A 16,224-nucleotide genomic window follows, 5' to 3' on the forward strand; every position below is an offset into this window, starting at 1 on the left:
GCGCACACCCCTCTTGCTCCTTGCCCGTCAGTCGGAGGCGCGGGCGGTCAAGGCGTCGAAGTCGATATAATGGCCGGCGCGGTCGCGCTTGGAGGCGAGATAGCGCACATTCTCCGCCGTCGGGCGGCCCAGCACCCGGCGGTCGGCCACCACGTCCAGGCCGGCGGCCTTCAATGCCGCAATCTTCAGCGGGTTGTTGGTGATGATCTCCACCGCCGACACGCCCAGCTGCCGCAGCATGGCGGCGGCGAAATCGAACCGACGCTGGTCGAGATCGAAGCCGAGCGCGGCGTCGGCCTCATAGGTGTCGAAGCCCTGAGACTGCAGCTGGTAGGCCCGCATCTTGTTGGCGATGCCGTTGCCGCGACCTTCCTGGTCCAGATAGAGCAGGATGCCGCCCTCGGACCGGGACATGCGCTGCACCGTATCGCGCAACTGGTCGCCGCAATCGCACTTCAGCGAGCCGAACAGATCGCCGGTGAGGCAGGCGGAATGCAGCCGCACCGGCACCGGCTGGGTGAGGTCCGGCTTGCCGACGATGATCGCCACCTGATCGCGCAGGCCTTCGCCACCGCGGAACACCACGAACTCGGTCTCCAGCGCGCCTTCCAGCGGCACCGGGGCGCGGCCCACTTCCCGCAGCGACTGCACCTGCAGGCTGCGGAATGAGCCGATGTCTTCCTTGCTCACGTGCAGCAGATCCGGCAGCGCCTCGGGCGCCACCGGCGCAACGATGGCGGCGGGCAGCACCAGCGCGAAACTCATCAATTCCAGTGCGGCGAGATCCAGCGGGGTGGCCAGGGCCACCGGCGCATCAATGCGGCCATCGATGCGCAGGGCCAGGGTCTCGATCCGCTCCAGATCCATCTGCGGCAAGGCGATGGAGCCGGCGCAGGAGCGCGGGGCGCCGATCCGGGTCAGGCGAGGGGCGGGCAGCACCAGCCGGCTCAGGCCCGGGCATACGGTTTCAAAGCCTTGCGCCAGTTCGGCGTCGATGGCCTCGACGCCAATGACCAGCACGGCCTGTTGCTCAAAGTCGATCACCACCGGCCGGCCGGAGCGCAATTCGGAGATCGCGCGCTCTACAGCCGTCTTGGTGGCACCGAAGGAGAGACCTGGTATTTCCGCAGGGGGAGACATGAGAGCCTCACATTACGCTGAAATGCGTGAAGTTGACAGAGGGGGCGCGCGGCGCGGGTGGCCGATGGAGATCTCGAAAGCAGCCGCAGCGACAGGGGACAGAAACCATCCGCGGTGACGGTCGTTCCGTAACCGCACAGACGAGGGTCGTGTTCCGGCCTCAGCCGCGCTTAATTCCAATACGGTAAGGCAACGCTCATGGATGACCTCGGCAAGGATTTGGGGATGATTGGCACCGATCACAATGGCCCCGGCAGCTACGTGGTCGGGCAGCTGGGCCAATCCCTGGACGGGCGCGTGGCTTTGCCATCGGGGGAATCCAAATACATCAGCGGCCCCCATGCGCTCGATCACGTGCACCAACTGCGGGCCGACGTCGAAGCGGTGATTGTTGGCGTGGGAACGGTTCTGGCAGACGATCCGCTGCTGACCGTGCGCCGGGTCGCCGGCCGCAGCCCGGCGCGGGTGGTGATCGATCCGTCCGGTCGCCTGCCGCCGGAGGCGCTCTGTCTGGTGGATGATGGCGTGCGTCGGCTGGTTGTGCGACGTTCTGACGCTAAATCAGTTAAATCACTTCCCGTTGGCGTTGAACTTGTGCTGGTGGACCCGCCCGCCCCCGGGGCACCGGTGTCTCCCGCCGCAATTCTGCGTGAACTGCACGCCCGCGGCCTGTCGCGCATCCTGGTGGAGGGCGGCCCGCGGACCTTGTCGACTTTTCTGGATGCGGGCTGCCTGGATCGCTTCCATCTGGTGGTGTCTCCGGTCATTCTCGGCAGCGGGCGGCCGGGCCTGGATCTCGCGCCCATCGCCGGCTTGGCCGATGCCTTGCGGCCCGCCACCCGCGTGCATGTGTTCCCGGACGGCGATGTGCTGTTCGACTGTGACCTGCGCCGGCGCGCGGGCGACGCTGCAAGTCCGGAGACCCGCCATGACGACGCAGAACCCATCATTCCACCCTCAGACGCCACCGCCGCGGCTCACGCCCTACGCGCCGCCGGCTAGGTGGCTGCATTGGCTCACCGCCGCGGCGGTGCTGTTCGTGATTCCCGCCGGCATCGCCATGATGAACCTGCCGCAAGGCGCTGCGCAGGATCGATTGTTCGACCTCCACCGCTCGGTAGGCATTCTCATTCTGGTTCTGGCGGTGCTGCGGGTGGCGGTGCGCGTGGCGCTGGGCGCGCCGCCGCCGGCCCCCGGCCTGCCCCGCTGGCAGCATGTGGTGGCCAGTGCCACCCATCACCTGCTCTATGTGCTGATCGTGGTGATGCCGCTGCTGGGCTGGGCCACGTCCTCCACCTACGGGGCGCAGGTGAGCGTGTTCGGCCTGTTCACCTTGCCGGCGCTCCTGGCCAAGAACGAGCCGCTCTCCGACCTGCTGGGCGCGATCCACCAAGTGCTGGGCTTCGCCATGGCCGCCCTGGTGGGCCTGCACATCGCCGCTGCACTGTTTCACGGCATCGTGAAGCGGGACGGCGTGCTGTCGCGGATGATTCCGGCACTGAGCCGGCGCTGACGACCGCTCAGCCGCGCTTCGGCGCGGCCAGCAGGTCCATGTGGCCGATGCGGCAGTGCGTGGCTGCGATGCGCGCCGCACGCCAAGCCTCCAGGCGCGAATGCAGCACCTGACCGGTTTCCTCGGCGGCGGCCGCCGTGCCGGTGGCCAGGGCGGCAATCAGCGCGGCATCGCCAGGATCTGCGGCCTCCAGCAGCCAGGGGCTCTCCCGGGCGTGGGCCTCGTAGCCGCGCTGATGCAGCGCATGCAGCAGCAGGTCGGTGGCCGCGTCCCCCGCACCGGCACCGAAGCCCTTGTCGCGGCCCTGATCCGCCCGGAAGGCCGCCGCCACGGCGGCATCCGCCTCATGGGGCGGGGTCCACAGATCGCGGCCATCGCAGGTCAGCACGGTGAAGAAGGTGGCGCCCGCCGCCACCACCGCATCCGCAAACCGCTCGATCCAGGGGGCGGAGACCAGATCGAAGAAAGCCGAGGCGGTGATAAGGTGCGGGTCGCCCGCGCGCACCGCTTCGGGATGGGCAGCCAGATCCACCTGCACCAACTCCACAGCGATGTGCAGCCCGTCCTTTTCCAGGGTCAACTGACCGGCGTCGTCCGCGCTGGAATCCGCCCAGTCCGCCAGGGCAAGGGCGGCTTGCGCCAGCAAGGCGGGGTCGTGATCCAGCAGCCGCCAGGATTGCTGCGGCCCCAGCAGCGGCGCGGTGGCGCGCAGATTGGCGCCGGTGCCGGCACCGATGTCCACCACCCGCAGCGGCGAGACATCGCCCAGGCGGGTGCGCAGGTCGTCGGCGAGGGCCGTATTGCGGGCCCGCAGGTCCGCGGGCTCCCGCAGGGCCAGCCACTGGGTGGAAAATCCGCTCATGCCTGTCCTCGTGTTGCTGCCGCCGCGAGGGCTGCGGCGATGTGCGCCGCCGTTTGATCCCATGTGGGCAGGCGTTGGCCTGCGGCATAGGCCGCATCGCCCAGATGGCGTCGCCGCTCCGGCGTTGAAATCAGTGTGCGCAGGGCATCCGCCAGCGCCGGAGTGTCGCCGGGGGGCACCTTGATGGCCGCGCCGTCCGACACGGTATCGGCCGCCGCGCCGCCCGTGGTGCAGATCAGCGGCAGCCCGCGCCGCAGGGCATCCGCAAGCACCATGCCATAGCCCTCATAGAGCGAGGGATGCACGAACAGGTCGCAGGCCGCATAGGCCTCGGCCAAGGCCTCCGGCGTCACGGCGCCGGCGAGGGCGATGCGCCCATTCAGGCCATGGGCGGCGATGGCGGCGCGCACCGCACCCACCGTGTCCGGCGCAAAGGTCAGCGCGCCGATGAATGTGGCGCGCCAGGGAAGGTCGGCCACGGTGGCGAGGGCCTCCACCAGACCGAGATAATTCTTGCGCGGGATCACCGAGCCCACCGCCAGCAGGTGTGGCGGGTCGCCGTCCGCGGTCACGCGCGGCGCCGGGGCGCAGCCGGGTTCGGCAATGGTCAGGCGGTCGGGGGGCACGGCAAAATGGGCCACGAGGTCGCGCCCGGTGGCGGCGCTGGTGGCGATGACACCGGCGCATAGCGCCAAAACCGCGCGCTCGTTCACGTCCAGCCGGGTGCGATCGGCGTCCGAGAGGCCGGCCTCCCGCGCCAAGGGATGATGCACCAAGGCCACCACCGGCCGGGCCAGGGCGCGCAGGGCAGCAGCCGGGAAGGCGCCCAGCGCGAGGCCGTCGATCAGCAACAGGCTGTCGGGTGGCACCGCAGCCAGTTGCGCGGCGGCTTTGGCCACGTCGGCAGAGGTGGGCGCGGGGAAAGCGGCGGGCAGGGACAGGGCCGTCATGTCCACGCCCTGGTCGGTCATGGCTGCCAGCACGGCCCGGTCATAGGCATAGCCGCCGGTGGGTGTGTCGATGTCGCCGGGAAAGGCCAGCACCGCTCTCATGCGCCGATGGGACCCTCGAACCAGGCGCGTGCGGCGTGGGATTCATGCAGCGTGACCCGCAGGCGGGACAAGGCGTTGCCACCGGTACCCAGCTCCCCGGCACGCGCGGCCTGGGCCATGGCATCGAAAATGTGCCGGGCGACCACCTCGGTGGTGGTGTTGCGACCGGAAAAGACGGGCACCTCGTCGAGGTTCTTGTAGTTCAGCGGCGCCAGCACCGCCTTCAGGGCGTCGGTGGCCCGGCCGATGTCGATGACCACGCCCTCGTCGGTCAGCTGCTCGGCCATGAAGGCCACGTCCACCACGAAGGTGGCCCCATGCAGCGCCTGGGCGGGGCCGAACAGGTCGCCCTTGAAGGAATGGGCGATCATGATGTGGTCGCGCACCTCCACCGCATAGAGATGTCCGGATTGGGGCGCGGTCTGGGGCACGGGGCTCTCCGGGAATAAGGGCAGGGAAACGAGACGATCGCGACGATCAGGAATAGCGCACGACCGTGGCGACGCCGGTGGGATCGTCCCCGAGAATACGCTGCAGCGCTCCCGGCAGATCGGCGAAGGCCACTTCTTCTGTGATCAGGGCATCCAGGCGCGGATCTGCCAGCAGGTCGAGGGCCTTGGCGAGCCGGCGCTGGTGGGTCCAGCGGGCGGCGCGCAGCGGCGGGATGGCACCCACCTGCGAGGACATCAGCCGCAATCGCTTGGCATGGAAGCCGCCGCCGAGGCAGACGGTGACCGCCTTGTCGCCATACCAGCTCACTTCCACCAGGCTCGCCTCCATGCCGCAGCAGGCAAGGGCATCGGACAGACCTGCGGAACTGGCGCTGGTGTGGAACACCACGTCCGCCGTGCCGGCGGCCTCGGTGCGGACCGTGAAGCGGGCACCGAAGGCGGTGGCGAGCGCGCCGCGGCTCGGATCGGGATCGACCGCCGTGACTTCGGCGCCCGGCAGTCCGGCGGCAATGAAGGTGATGAGCAGGCCGATCAGGCCCGCCCCCACCACCACGATGCGATCACCGGCGCCGGCGCCACTGTCCCACACCGCATTAAGGGCGGTTTCCATGCTGGCGGCCAGGGTCGCCCGCCGGGCGGGCACGCCATCGGGAACCGGGGTCACGTCGTCGGCGGCCACCACGAAGCGATCCTGGTGGGGATGCAGCACGAAGACATCGCGCCCCAGCAGATCCGCCGGGCCTTCCAGCACTTGTCCCACGGTGCAGTAGCCATATTTCACCGGAAACGGGAAATCGCCGTCCTGCATGGGGGCGCGCATGCGCTCGCGATGGGCGGGATCGGTCAGGCCGGCGAAGACCAGACGCTCGGTGCCGCGACTGAGCGCGCTCCAGCGGGTCTGCACCAGCAACTCCCCGGCCGCCGGCACGCGCACCACTTCCTGGCGCAGGCGCGCATGGCGCGGCGCCTCGTACCACAGCGCCCTCGCTGAACTGTGAGCCTGAGCGAGACGTTTCGCCGCGGATTGTGCTTCCATTCGAACACCTTCTTGAGACTATCTCGTCCCGCACCCGCCGCCCCACCTCTCAGCCCCGCTGCCCCGGAGCCGCAATGACCTTCAGGCCAGAACCGTCCAGCGGCCCATCGGCCGCGTATTGGGGTGAGGAACGGGGTGAAAACTTGTTACATCAAGATCCCAACAGCTTGGAACACGAATCCGGCACAGCGGTTTTGCCGCAGCCCCACTCGATCGCCGCGCGCCGCTGGCTGGTGCTGGGCCTGAACCTTGCCACCTGCGCCGCGGTGGCGCTGGCAGCGGGGCTTCTGGCCGCCCAAGCCGGCTGGCGCGCGCCGGACGTCATTCTGTTCCTCTGCGTCGTGGTGGCAACGCCGTGGATCGCAATTGGTTTCTGGAATGCGGTGATTGGCCTCGTGCTGTCGCACATGGTGCGCGACGGCGTCACGACGGCCGCCCCGTTCCTGGCCGATGCGCCCGACAGCGGGCGCATCGCCAGCCGCACCGCCATCCTGATGACCCTGCGCAATGAGGATCCGGCGCGGGCGGTGGCCCGCTTGCGGGCGGTGAAGGCGGATCTCGACGCCACCACCGCCGGCGCGCAGTTCGATTATTTCCTCTTGAGCGATTCCTCCCTGCCGGCCATCGCCGTGGCCGAGGAACAGGAAGTGGCCCGCTGGCGCGAGGAGGACGGCTCCCGGCGCATCCACTACCGTCGCCGCGAGAGCAATACCGGCTTCAAGGCCGGCAATGTGCGCGACTTCTGCCTGCGCTGGGGCGACGACTATGACCACATGCTGCCGCTGGACGCGGACAGCGTGATGGGGGCTGCCACCGTGCTCGCCATGGTTCGCATTCTGGACCGGAACCCGCGGATCGGCATCCTGCAGAGCCTGGTGGTGGGCATGCCGAGCGTGAGCGCGTTCGCCCGCATCTTCCAGTTCGGCATGCGCCACGGCATGCGCTGCTACACCCTGGGCGCCACGTGGTGGACCGGCGATTGCGGCCCGTTCTGGGGCCACAATGCCTTGATCCGCATCGCCCCATTCCGCGATCACTGCCATCTGCCGGTGCTGCCCGGCGCCCCGCCTTTGGGCGGGCCGATCCTGTCGCACGATCAGGTGGAGGCGGTGCTCATGCGTCGCGCCGGCTACGAGGTGCGGGTGATGCCTGTGGATCGGCAGAGCTATGAGGAAAACCCGCCCACCATCGCCGAATTCGTCACCCGCGACCTGCGCTGGTGCCTGGGCAACATGCAGTATCTGCGGCTCCAGGGCCTGCCCGGCCTGAAGCCGGTGAGCCGCTTTCAGCTGATCTGGGCGGTGCTGATGTTCGCCTCCATTCCCGCGGTGCCGGTGGCGCTGGCGGTGCTGCCCTTTGCCGCCTTCGGGCTGGATGATGAGGCGGCCCGCACCTTGGGTGGCGGCGCGGCGCGCCTCTATCTCGCGCTCCTGCTCATGGGCCAGTTTCCCAAGATCGCCGGGCTGCTGGATGTGATGCTGACCCGCGGCGGTCTGGCCTCCTATGGCGGGGGGCTGCGCTTTGCGGTCTCCGCGGTGCTGGAACTGGTATTTTCGTTCCTGCTGGGCGCGGTGACGGCGCTCGCCACCACCCGCTTCCTGCTGACCCTGGTATTCGGCCGGGTGCGCGCCGGCTGGAACGGGCAGATGCGCGACGCCCATGCCCTGTCCTTTGCCAGCGCGTGGCGCGCTTTGTGGGTGCAGACGCTGTTTGGCGCGGTGGTGGGGCTTGCCCTGGCGCTGAGCGCACCGGTGCTGCTGCTGTGGACCTTGCCCCTGCTGGCGGGATGCTGGCTCGCGGTGCCGTTTGCGGTGGCCACCGCCCATCCGGGCTTCGGGGCGCGCCTCACCGCGCTCGGCCTCTGCGCCAGTCCGGAGGAAGGGCGGATGCCGGAGATCCTGCAGCGGATCTCGCGCGCCGTGTCCAACGAGGCTCTCGAACAGGCTGCGTGAGGGCGGACCGGCGCCGCCCTCTGTATGGCCGCGCATTCGATGCACCGTGCCTTCCGGCTCCCACGGGTGTTCAAATCCTTGTGCCGAGCGTGCGACGCCTCCATTAATCGCGCGGGCTACGATGGCGATGCAGTGGCGCCGAGCAAACGAAAAAGGGCGGCCACCGGGGCCGCCCGTTCCATATGCGCCAAGCGTATGCCGTCGGCTCAGCGCCGGAAGCCGCCCCCGCCGCCGCCACGGAAGCCGCCGCCGCCGAAGCGATCACCGCCGCCATAGCTGTTGACCCGCTGGTTGCCCCAATCCCGAGCCTGGCGCTCACTGTCCAGAGCGGAGGTGTTGGCGGAGCGGTCCACCGGCTGCCAGCCGTTGCTGGTCTGCTTGTTCCAGCCATTGTCGCTGTGATTGTAAACATTGCCGTCATGGTCGGCGTAGACATTGCCATTGTTCCAGGCGACCGAATTGCCGGTCTTCTGGTTGGTGGCGACACCCTTGCTGTCCACATTCACCTGGCCGTCCACGCGGGTGGCGGTGGTCTGGGAGGCGTGGCCGGTGCCGGTGGTGGGATTGTAGCCCGCCGACTGGCGCCCCGCCGCCGCATTGCCCGTATAGGCATTGCCCACGGTGCCAGACCGGGCAGCCTCGGTGGCCCCGGTATTGGAATTGTGGGTCACGCCCTCACGCCCGGCGGCATAGTTGCCGGTATAGGCATTGCCTTCCACCCCGGCGCGGCCGGCGCCGGACTGGCCGGTATAGGGATTGTGGTAGCTGCCCTCACGGCCGGCGGCGTAATTGCCGGTATAAGGGTTGAAGGCCGCAGCCGAGCGGCCCTGGAAATCGGTGCCGCGGGCGGTGGTGCCGGCGACGCCGCGGGCGCCCCATTCCGTGCCGTTGGCGGTGACGCCCCAGGCCCGGCCCACCACCGCATCGCCGCCCCAGCGGCCATAGACGTTGGCGGCGTTGACGTTCACATAGCCCCAATGGCCGCCCCACGGGCCGGCGCCGTAATAGGGGCCCCAATAGGGGGTGACGGCGGCGCCCCAGGCCCAGCCGGAGGCAAAGCCGAAGCCGAAGCCCACCGCGGCGCCCACGGAGAAACCGGCGCCATAGCCGTAGGTGGCCGGGCAGCCATACCAATAGGTGCCCACATAGCCGTTGCAGGCATAGCCGGTGCCATAGACCACCGTGCCGCCGGGCTGCACCACCACGCCCATATAGCCGGGCGTATAGCCCACCACCACGGTGTCAGGCTGCACGGAGTAGATCCGCACATAGGTGACGTAATAGATCGGGGAGGTGATCGGGATGGTGTAGATCACCTCCGGCACGAAGGTGGCCAGCCGCCACGGACCCATGGGGCTGGTGGCGGTGAACCACACCCCCTGCGACACCATGAAATAGGTGTTGCGATCCACCTGGATCACCGGCTGCGGGGTGTTGACCGCATATTTCAGCGCCGTGCCGGAGATCGGCACGAACTTGGGCTCGCCGTCGAAGCTCACCTTGGCGGTGGTGGACTTCTTCACCGTCGCGGTCTGCGGGATGGTGGCGGCGATGGCCGCTTCCTTGGCCTGGGGCGTGCCGGCCACGGAGAGCAGCACGTTGGCTTTAGGGTCCTGCGGCGAGATCTTGGCGAAATCCGCCGGCAAGGCGTCGTTGGCCACATAGCTCCAACCGCTGTCGAGGTTGGTGGAGCGGAACCAGCGGCCTGAGATCAGCACGTAATAGGTGTTCGAATTGGGATCCATGAACACCGCATGGTCCGCATTCTTCATGGTCATCAGCGCCGTGCCGGCCACGGGCAGCAGTTCCGGCTGGCCCTCGGTCTGGATCAGCTCGGTGGGCTGGGTGGCGACGATGATGGCCGGGGGCGGGGTCACCGGCTTGCCGTCCTGGGACAGCAGCGGCGCCGCCTTCTGGGTGGCGGTCGCGGCCTTGGCGGCGGCGGTGAGAGACGCGGGAACCTGCGGGGTGACGACCCACGGGCCGGCCAGAACCTGGCCTTCATACCAGGTGCCCGCCGCCTGCAGATGATAGGTGCCGGCGGCATCCTTCAACAGCAGCGGCTGGGTGTTGATGACCCGCTGGAAGTCGCGGGCGCCGGTCACGGGACGCAGCACCGGCTCGCCGGCGATGGGCACCAGGATCGTCAGGCCAGTGGTGAAGATGATCTTCGGCGGCTCGTTCTGCACCGGCTGGGTGCGCAGGTCCGCGATCTTCTTGTTGACCGCATAGCTGGCCTGAAGCTGCACCAGGGCTACCGTGAGGCCGGCCTTGGGCAGGCGGGAGTCCAGTGCCGCCCGCACCTTCGGGGCATCCTGCGGCGCGGTGGCGACTTCCACCGTGTCGATGGCGATGGCGTCCAGGTGGACGAGACCGGCGCCCTTGTTGACGGTGGCACGGGCGGTGAAGTGCGCATAGCCGTAAACCGGTGCGCCGTCCTTCGGCCCGATGGCGAGGGCGGCGCGGCCGCCGATCAGGTCGCCGTCCCAGGTCTCGATCTGGGGTTGGTACAGTTGCAGGCGACTGTCGCCCACATCGAAATTGCGCGGCCAGGACAGACCGGGCGCGCCGATGGGCGCGGCCTGTGTCGCCTGCGAGGCGTCGGTGGGCTGCTGCGCCAAGATTGGGCTTGCGCCCAGCAGCGCAGCGGCCAAGCCCAGCGCGAGCGCCTTCTTCCCCGTGATTGTCGCCATTGATATCGGCTCCTGACTACCGCCCCAGAACGGCGCACACCTACCACGTTGGCGACCAAGCGTCAGCGGGACCGCTCCGGTGGGCCTCGGCGATTTTTGGCCGTGACGGTGCCGGCCCCCTTTTCCGCGCCGCCAGGGATTTATGGCGCAACGACGCGATCTTGTGGCAGCGCCAGCGGGATTAAGCTACCTCTTGTGGCCCCGTCACCCCCGGCGATCTGCGTCAATGGCGAAAGCCGGATCGGCCGACCTTCTCGGTCAGTCGGCCTGTTTTCTCGGCTGGTGGGCGCTTATCCCCCGAGAGAGACGCGCGCCGCGGCGGGCCCGGCATGAAATTCCGGGTGGGTTGCGGGCCTGCCGCGAGGGGAAAACCGCCGCGGCACGCGCCGTCATCACCGTCGATGGACGGTCGTTTTCACGCCGCGCCTTGCCTCCCGCGCGGTTCGCGGCTAAGCCGCGCGCTCATGGCGCATCGCGGGCGCGTACCCGCCAAGGCGAACGGCGCGAGGAACAAGATGGCGCAGGACGGTCTCAACTATCGTGACGCAGGGGTCGACATCGACGCGGGCAACCGCCTCGTGGACCTCATCAAGCCGCTGGTCAAAGCCACGGCGCGCCCCGGCGCGGACGCGGACATCGGCGGCTTCGGCGGCATTTTCGATCTGAAGCGCGCTGGTTTCACCGATCCGCTGCTGATCGCGGCCACCGACGGCGTGGGCACCAAGCTCAAGATCGCCATCGAGACCGGACGGCATGAGACCATCGGCATCGATCTGGTGGCCATGTGCGTCAACGATCTGATCGTGCAGGGCGCCGAGCCGCTGTTCTTCCTGGATTATTTCGCCACCGGGCGGCTGTCTCCGGAGGTCGGCGCCCATATCGTCGCCGGCGTCGCCCGGGCGTGCAAGGCCTCCGGCTGTGCGCTGATCGGCGGCGAAACCGCTGAAATGCCGGGCATGTATAAGGACGGCGACTATGATCTCGCCGGCTTTGCGGTCGGCGCCGTGGAGCGCACCGGGCTGCTGCCCCGGCCGGATGTAGCGGTGGGCGATGTCATCATCGGCCTGACGTCGTCGGGCGTGCACTCGAATGGCTATTCGCTGGTGCGCCGGGTGGTGGAGCGTTCCGGCCTCAATTGGGCGGCGGATGCCCCCTTCGCGCCCGGCCAGAGCCTGGGCGCGGCGCTGCTGGAGCCCACCAAGCTCTATGTGAAGAGCGTGCTCCAGGTGATCCGCGCCACCGGCGCTGTGAAGGCGCTGGCCCACATCACCGGCGGCGGCATTACCGAAAATCTGCCCCGGGTGCTCCCGGCCGGCACCGTGGCGCGCATCGATCTCGGCAATCTGACCGTGCCGCCGGTGTTTCGCTGGCTGGCGGCCACCGGGGGCATCGCGCCCGAGGAAATGTTGCGCGCCTTCAATTGCGGGATCGGCATGGCCATCGTCGTGGACGCCGCCGATGAGGAACGGGTCGCTGACGCCTTCGCCGATGCGGGCGAGAGCGTGGTGCGGCTCGGTGTCATCGAACCCGGCGAAGGCGCGGCCCATGTGACCTATGACGGCGCGCTGCAGCTCGGTGCCGCATGAGCGAGCGCAAGCGCACCGCCGTGCTCATCTCCGGGCGCGGCTCGAACATGGCCGCTCTGGTGAATGCCGCCCGCGAGCCGTCGTTTCCCGCTGAGATTTCCATGGTGCTGTCCAACCGCGCCGATGCGGCGGGCCTGGCCTTTGCCCAGGAGCAGGGCATCGCCACCATGGTGCTCAGCCATCGCGACTATGCCGACCGCATTGCATTCGACGCCGCGCTGGATGCCAATCTGCGCATCGCCGGCATCGAGATCGTGTGTCTGGCGGGCTTCATGCGCATCCTCACCCCCTGGCTGGTGGAGCGCTGGCGCAACCGCATGATCAATGTCCACCCCTCGCTGCTGCCCAGCTTCAAGGGCCTGGACACCCATGCCCGCGCTTTGGAGACTGGCGTGCGGGTGCATGGCTGCACGGTGCATTTCGTCCGCGCCGAGATGGATGAGGGGCCGATCATTCTCCAGGCGGCGGTGCCGGTGCGCGCCGACGATACCCCCGACACGCTGGCCGCGCGGGTGCTGGAGCAGGAACACGTGATCTATCCCAAGGGCCTGGCCCTGCTGGCCGCCGGCCGCCTCCAGGTGGAGAATGAGCGCACCGTGGTGGACGGCGAGCGCATGCCCCGCGACGTGCTGGTGGTGCCAAGGGTGTGAGGCATTGAGGCGCCTGGCGGACTGCGCGGGGCGGTCGGATCTCTTCATTCCCTGGCGCGGTGGGTGACCGCGCCCAAAGGTGCCCTATTTCTTGCTTTCGCATCGGCTTGACCCGAAAGCCGGAATCCGCTTTCGGGCCAAGGGGGTCATTCCCCCATCACCCGCACCACATCCACGCGGTTGTCATGGAATGCGGCCCCACCGGCCGGCGCCACCGGATCGGCGCCGGTGAGCGTGTTGATGCCGCGCCCGCCCTTGTGGGCGAAGTTCGGGTGGATCTGTTCCGCCACCACGACGCCCCGCCGCAGGCCGTCGAACAGTTTCGCGTGCAGCGTCACCATCCCGCGCGGATTGCGCACCTCCACCGCATCGCCCTCGGCGATGTCCCGCGCCGCCGCGTCATCGGGGTGAATGAGCAAGGTGGGGCCGCCCTCGCGCTTGGCGGAGGTGGGGGTCTCGTTGAAGGTGGAGTTGAGGAAATTGCGCGCCGGTGCGGTCACCAGGCGGAAGGGGTGTTCCGGCGTCGCCTCCTCGATCACCGCCCAATGGTCGGGGAAGGCGGGCATGTCTTGCCACGGGCCGAACCGCTCCGGGGTGGGAATGGAGGGGCGGCTCCAGTCCGGCTTCAGCCGGAACCGCCCGTCCTTATGGCCGAAACCGTTGAGGAAATGGGCGCTCTCGAAGTCCGGCTGGATGTCGAGGAAGCGCGCCGCCTCCAGTTCGTCCAGCGTGCCGCGGTTGGAGGCCTGGAGCGTGGCGTCCACCAGTTCCCGCGGGCTCAGGGCGAAGCCGGGATGGCTGACGCCCAGGCGCTCGGCCAGAGCGCAGATGACCTCATGGTTGGAGCGGCATTCGCCCGGTGGCTCCACCAGCTTGGGTCCGAGGATCAGATGCTGGTGCCCGCCGCCCTGGTAGAGGTCGTCATGCTCGGTGAACATGGTGGCGGGCAGCACGATGTCCGCCTGCCGGGCGGTCTCGGTCATGAACTGCTCATGCACGACCACGAACAGGTCGTCCCGGGCAAAGCCGCGCTTCACCCGCTCCTGGTCGGGGGCGATGCTCATGGGATTGGTGTTCTGGATCAGCATGGCGGTGACCGGCGGGCCGCCGCGCAGCGCTTCCGGGTCGCCGTCGAGGATCGCGCCGATGCGCGACTGGTCCAACTGGCGCACGGTGGGGTCGAGGATGTCGAGCCCCTCGATCAGGGTCTTGCGGGTGCGATAGATGCCGGAATTGGAATGGAAGGCGCCGCCGCCCTCGTGCTGCCAGGCCCCGGAAATCACCGGAATGGCGCTGATGGCATGCATGTTCACCGCGCCATTGCGGCTGCGGGACAGGCCATAGCCGAGGCGGAAGAAACTGCGCGGCGTCTCGCCCACCAGCTTGGCGAAGGCCTCGATCTCCTCCACGTTCAGCCCGGTGATGGCGGCGGCCCATTCCGGCGTGCGGGTGGCCAGATGCGCCTCGAATTCCTCAACGTCATTGGCATAGCGGGCGAGATAGGTGCGGTCGGCGCGGTTGTCGCGGAACAGCACATGCATCACCGCGCAGGCGAGCGCGCCGTCGGTGCCGGGGCGGATCAGCAGGGGAATGTCCGCCTGCTCCATGGTGGGAGTGCGATAGACGTCCACCACGGCGATCTTGGCGCCGCGCTCCTTGCGAGCCCGCACCGCGTGGGTCATCACGTTGACTTGGGTGGCTACCGCATTGGTGCCCCAGATCACCACCAGATCGGACACCGCCATTTCGCGCGGATCGGCGCCGCCCAGGCGTCCGGTGCCGGCGATATAGCCGCTCCAGGCCGGGTTCACGCAGATGGTGGAGAAGAAACGGGAGTATTTCTTGGCATGGGTCAGGCGGTTGATGCCGTCGCGCATCACCAGGCCCATGGTGCCGGCGTAATAATAAGGCCACACGGTTTCGGGCCCGTGGGCGCGCTCGGCGGCCAATAGGCCCTCCGCCACTCGGTCCAGTGCCGCGTCCCACGAGATGCGCTCGAACTGGCCGGAGCCCTTGGGCCCGACCCGGCGCAGGGGATGCATCAGCCGCTCGGGATGATGGGCGCGCTCGGCATAGCGGGCGACCTTGGCGCAGATGACGCCGGCGGTATAGCTGTTGTCCTTGGCCCCACGCACCCGGCCGATGCGGTTGTCCGCCAGCACCTCCACCTCCAAGGCGCAGGTGGAGGGACAATCATGCGGGCAGGCGGATGCGCGCAGAGCGGGGGCAACGTGCTGATTCATGAAACAGGCTCCTCGCGCTTCTTATAGCGCGAAGACATCGCTTGTTTCGAGGCCGCCGCACCGGCGGCCTCGCGGTTCGCTCAGGCACCGTGGGCGGCGGTCTTGCGGCCGCGCAGGGCAAAGCCGCAGGCCAGGACAAACAGCGCCCCGAGGCCACCGGCCAGGTAGTGCGGAAGCTTGGCCGGGCCGACGCCGCCGGGCAGGTCCGCATTGGCTTCGACCCAATGCGGATTGATGCCGCTAAGCAGGTCGATGGAAAGCACATCGCTGACCAGCATCTCCCCGGCGATGAAGCCGAGCAGGGCCGCGCCCGCCCAGACCAGCGCCGGCAGGCGCTGCAGCAGCGCCAGCACCAATTGCGAGCCGGCGACGATCAGCGGAATGGTCAGCAGCAAGCCGAAGATGAACAGTTCGGGATGGCCGCGGGAGGCGGCGGCGATGGCCACCACATTGTCGAGGCTCATCACGGCATCGGCGATGGCGATGGTGCGCACCGCCTTCCACAGGCTGTCGGAGGCGGCGATGTCGTGGGCGCCTTCCTCTTCGGTGAGCACCAGTTTCACCGCGATCCACAGCAGCAGCAGGCCGCCGGCGATCTTGAGGAAGGGGATACCCAGCAGATAGGAGATGGCCAGGGCAAAGACGATGCGCAGCGCCACTGCGGCGCCGGCCCCCAGCAGAATGCCCCAGCGCCGTTGGCTCGGCGGCAGCGAGCGGCAGGCCAGCGCGATCACGACCGCATTGTCGCCGGACAGCAGCAGGTCGATCCAGACGATCTGGAGCAGTGACAGCCAAAAAGTTGGATTGCTGAAATCCATGCCAAAACCTCGTGCGACGGCGACGCCATGATCTCATGGGGATATATTACGCTGCGTTATCGCATCAACCGAAAAATGGACGGAGCCGGCAATTGTCCCGCCGCAACGCCATTGATGTGGGAGCCACTCCAGCAAAAGTGCGAGGCGATTTGTGTTCGCAACTGCGAACAAGCAAAGGCTTAAATCATGGTCGGCGATAGGCGTTTGCCGAACATGCTCTAGTGGTT

General features: G+C 68.4%; 13 protein-coding genes. 5 read left to right on the top strand and 8 right to left on the bottom strand.

Going from position 1 to position 16,224, the window contains the following annotated elements:
* Positions 1-27: 27 nt before the first annotated feature.
* On the bottom strand, positions 28-1,140 hold the full coding sequence (gene ribA, locus AAG816_RS04650) for a GTP cyclohydrolase II RibA (RefSeq protein ID WP_341988358.1): 1,113 nt from the start codon (positions 1,138-1,140) through the stop codon (positions 28-30).
* Positions 1,141-1,365: 225 nt separating this feature from the next.
* On the opposite strand from ribA, the gene AAG816_RS04655 reads away from it, so the two are divergent.
* Together AAG816_RS04655 and AAG816_RS04660 are read left to right on the top strand one after the other, a co-directional pair.
* Positions 1,366-2,142 carry a RibD family protein gene (locus tag AAG816_RS04655; protein WP_341988359.1) on the top strand — a complete coding sequence of 259 codons (777 nt, stop codon included), beginning with the start codon at positions 1,366-1,368 and terminating at the stop codon, positions 2,140-2,142.
* Positions 2,069-2,653 carry a cytochrome b gene (locus AAG816_RS04660; protein WP_341988360.1) on the top strand — a complete coding sequence of 195 codons (585 nt, stop codon included), beginning with the start codon at positions 2,069-2,071 and terminating at the stop codon, positions 2,651-2,653. Before AAG816_RS04655 ends, AAG816_RS04660 begins: the two co-directional genes overlap by 74 nt.
* Before the next feature lie 7 nt (positions 2,654-2,660).
* Here AAG816_RS04660 and AAG816_RS04665 read toward each other — a convergent pair whose 3' ends face one another.
* From AAG816_RS04665 to AAG816_RS04680, 4 genes are read right to left on the bottom strand one after another with little or no spacing between them, the layout of a single operon-like run.
* Entirely contained in the window at positions 2,661-3,515 is an 855-nt protein-coding gene (locus tag AAG816_RS04665) for an SAM-dependent methyltransferase (protein WP_341988361.1), read from the bottom strand.
* Positions 3,512-4,567 carry a glycosyltransferase family 4 protein gene (locus AAG816_RS04670; protein ID WP_341988362.1) on the bottom strand — a complete coding sequence of 352 codons (1,056 nt, stop codon included), beginning with the start codon at positions 4,565-4,567 and terminating at the stop codon, positions 3,512-3,514. Before AAG816_RS04670 ends, AAG816_RS04665 begins: the two co-directional genes overlap by 4 nt.
* On the bottom strand, positions 4,564-4,998 hold the full coding sequence (locus tag AAG816_RS04675) for a 6-carboxytetrahydropterin synthase (protein ID WP_341988363.1): 435 nt from the start codon (positions 4,996-4,998) through the stop codon (positions 4,564-4,566). Before AAG816_RS04675 ends, AAG816_RS04670 begins: the two co-directional genes overlap by 4 nt.
* A gap of 46 nt (positions 4,999-5,044) precedes the next feature.
* Positions 5,045-6,055 (bottom strand): zinc-binding alcohol dehydrogenase, encoded by a 1,011-nt coding sequence (locus AAG816_RS04680; RefSeq protein WP_341988364.1) that lies wholly within the window; start codon positions 6,053-6,055, stop codon positions 5,045-5,047.
* A gap of 167 nt (positions 6,056-6,222) precedes the next feature.
* On the opposite strand from AAG816_RS04680, the gene mdoH reads away from it, so the two are divergent.
* Entirely contained in the window at positions 6,223-8,007 is a 1,785-nt protein-coding gene (mdoH, locus tag AAG816_RS04685) for a glucans biosynthesis glucosyltransferase MdoH (RefSeq protein ID WP_341988365.1), read from the top strand.
* Positions 8,008-8,213: 206 nt separating this feature from the next.
* On the opposite strand, the gene AAG816_RS04690 is transcribed toward mdoH, so the two are convergent.
* Positions 8,214-10,700 (bottom strand): carbohydrate-binding family V/XII, encoded by a 2,487-nt coding sequence (locus AAG816_RS04690; RefSeq protein ID WP_341988366.1) that lies wholly within the window; start codon positions 10,698-10,700, stop codon positions 8,214-8,216.
* A gap of 515 nt (positions 10,701-11,215) precedes the next feature.
* Between AAG816_RS04690 and purM the strand changes: the two genes are divergently transcribed.
* Entirely contained in the window at positions 11,216-12,286 is a 1,071-nt protein-coding gene (gene purM / locus AAG816_RS04695; RefSeq protein WP_341988367.1) for a phosphoribosylformylglycinamidine cyclo-ligase, read from the top strand.
* Entirely contained in the window at positions 12,283-12,936 is a 654-nt protein-coding gene (gene purN, locus AAG816_RS04700; RefSeq protein WP_341988368.1) for a phosphoribosylglycinamide formyltransferase, read from the top strand. Before purM ends, purN begins: the two co-directional genes overlap by 4 nt.
* A gap of 146 nt (positions 12,937-13,082) precedes the next feature.
* Here the strand turns inward: purN and AAG816_RS04705 are convergent, their stop codons facing one another.
* Together AAG816_RS04705 and AAG816_RS04710 are read right to left on the bottom strand one after the other, a co-directional pair.
* A complete protein-coding gene (locus AAG816_RS04705) occupies positions 13,083-15,179 on the bottom strand; it encodes a molybdopterin oxidoreductase family protein (protein ID WP_341988369.1) in 2,097 nt (698 codons plus the stop codon).
* An 80-nt stretch (positions 15,180-15,259) separates the two neighbouring features.
* Positions 15,260-15,997, bottom strand: coding sequence for a TerC family protein (locus AAG816_RS04710; RefSeq protein WP_341988370.1), 738 nt, complete (start codon positions 15,995-15,997; stop codon positions 15,260-15,262).
* Positions 15,998-16,224: the final 227 nt, after the last annotated feature.

The sequence above is a fragment of the Azorhizobium sp. AG788 genome, assembly GCF_943371865.1.
In the GTDB taxonomy this organism is placed as follows: domain Bacteria; phylum Pseudomonadota; class Alphaproteobacteria; order Rhizobiales; family Xanthobacteraceae; genus Azorhizobium.

Coding starts and splice junctions, on each gene's coding strand:
- AAG816_RS04690 (WP_341988366.1), bottom strand. CDS start 10,700: ATGGCGACAATCACGGGGAAGAAGGCGCTCGCGCTGGGCTTGGCCGCT.
- AAG816_RS04660 (WP_341988360.1), top strand. CDS start 2,069: ATGACGACGCAGAACCCATCATTCCACCCTCAGACGCCACCGCCGCGG.
- ribA (WP_341988358.1), bottom strand. CDS start 1,140: ATGTCTCCCCCTGCGGAAATACCAGGTCTCTCCTTCGGTGCCACCAAG.
- AAG816_RS04670 (WP_341988362.1), bottom strand. CDS start 4,567: ATGAGAGCGGTGCTGGCCTTTCCCGGCGACATCGACACACCCACCGGC.
- AAG816_RS04680 (WP_341988364.1), bottom strand. CDS start 6,055: ATGGAAGCACAATCCGCGGCGAAACGTCTCGCTCAGGCTCACAGTTCA.
- AAG816_RS04705 (WP_341988369.1), bottom strand. CDS start 15,179: ATGAATCAGCACGTTGCCCCCGCTCTGCGCGCATCCGCCTGCCCGCAT.
- AAG816_RS04710 (WP_341988370.1), bottom strand. CDS start 15,997: ATGGATTTCAGCAATCCAACTTTTTGGCTGTCACTGCTCCAGATCGTC.
- AAG816_RS04665 (WP_341988361.1), bottom strand. CDS start 3,515: ATGAGCGGATTTTCCACCCAGTGGCTGGCCCTGCGGGAGCCCGCGGAC.
- purN (WP_341988368.1), top strand. CDS start 12,283: ATGAGCGAGCGCAAGCGCACCGCCGTGCTCATCTCCGGGCGCGGCTCG.
- purM (WP_341988367.1), top strand. CDS start 11,216: ATGGCGCAGGACGGTCTCAACTATCGTGACGCAGGGGTCGACATCGAC.
- AAG816_RS04655 (WP_341988359.1), top strand. CDS start 1,366: ATGATTGGCACCGATCACAATGGCCCCGGCAGCTACGTGGTCGGGCAG.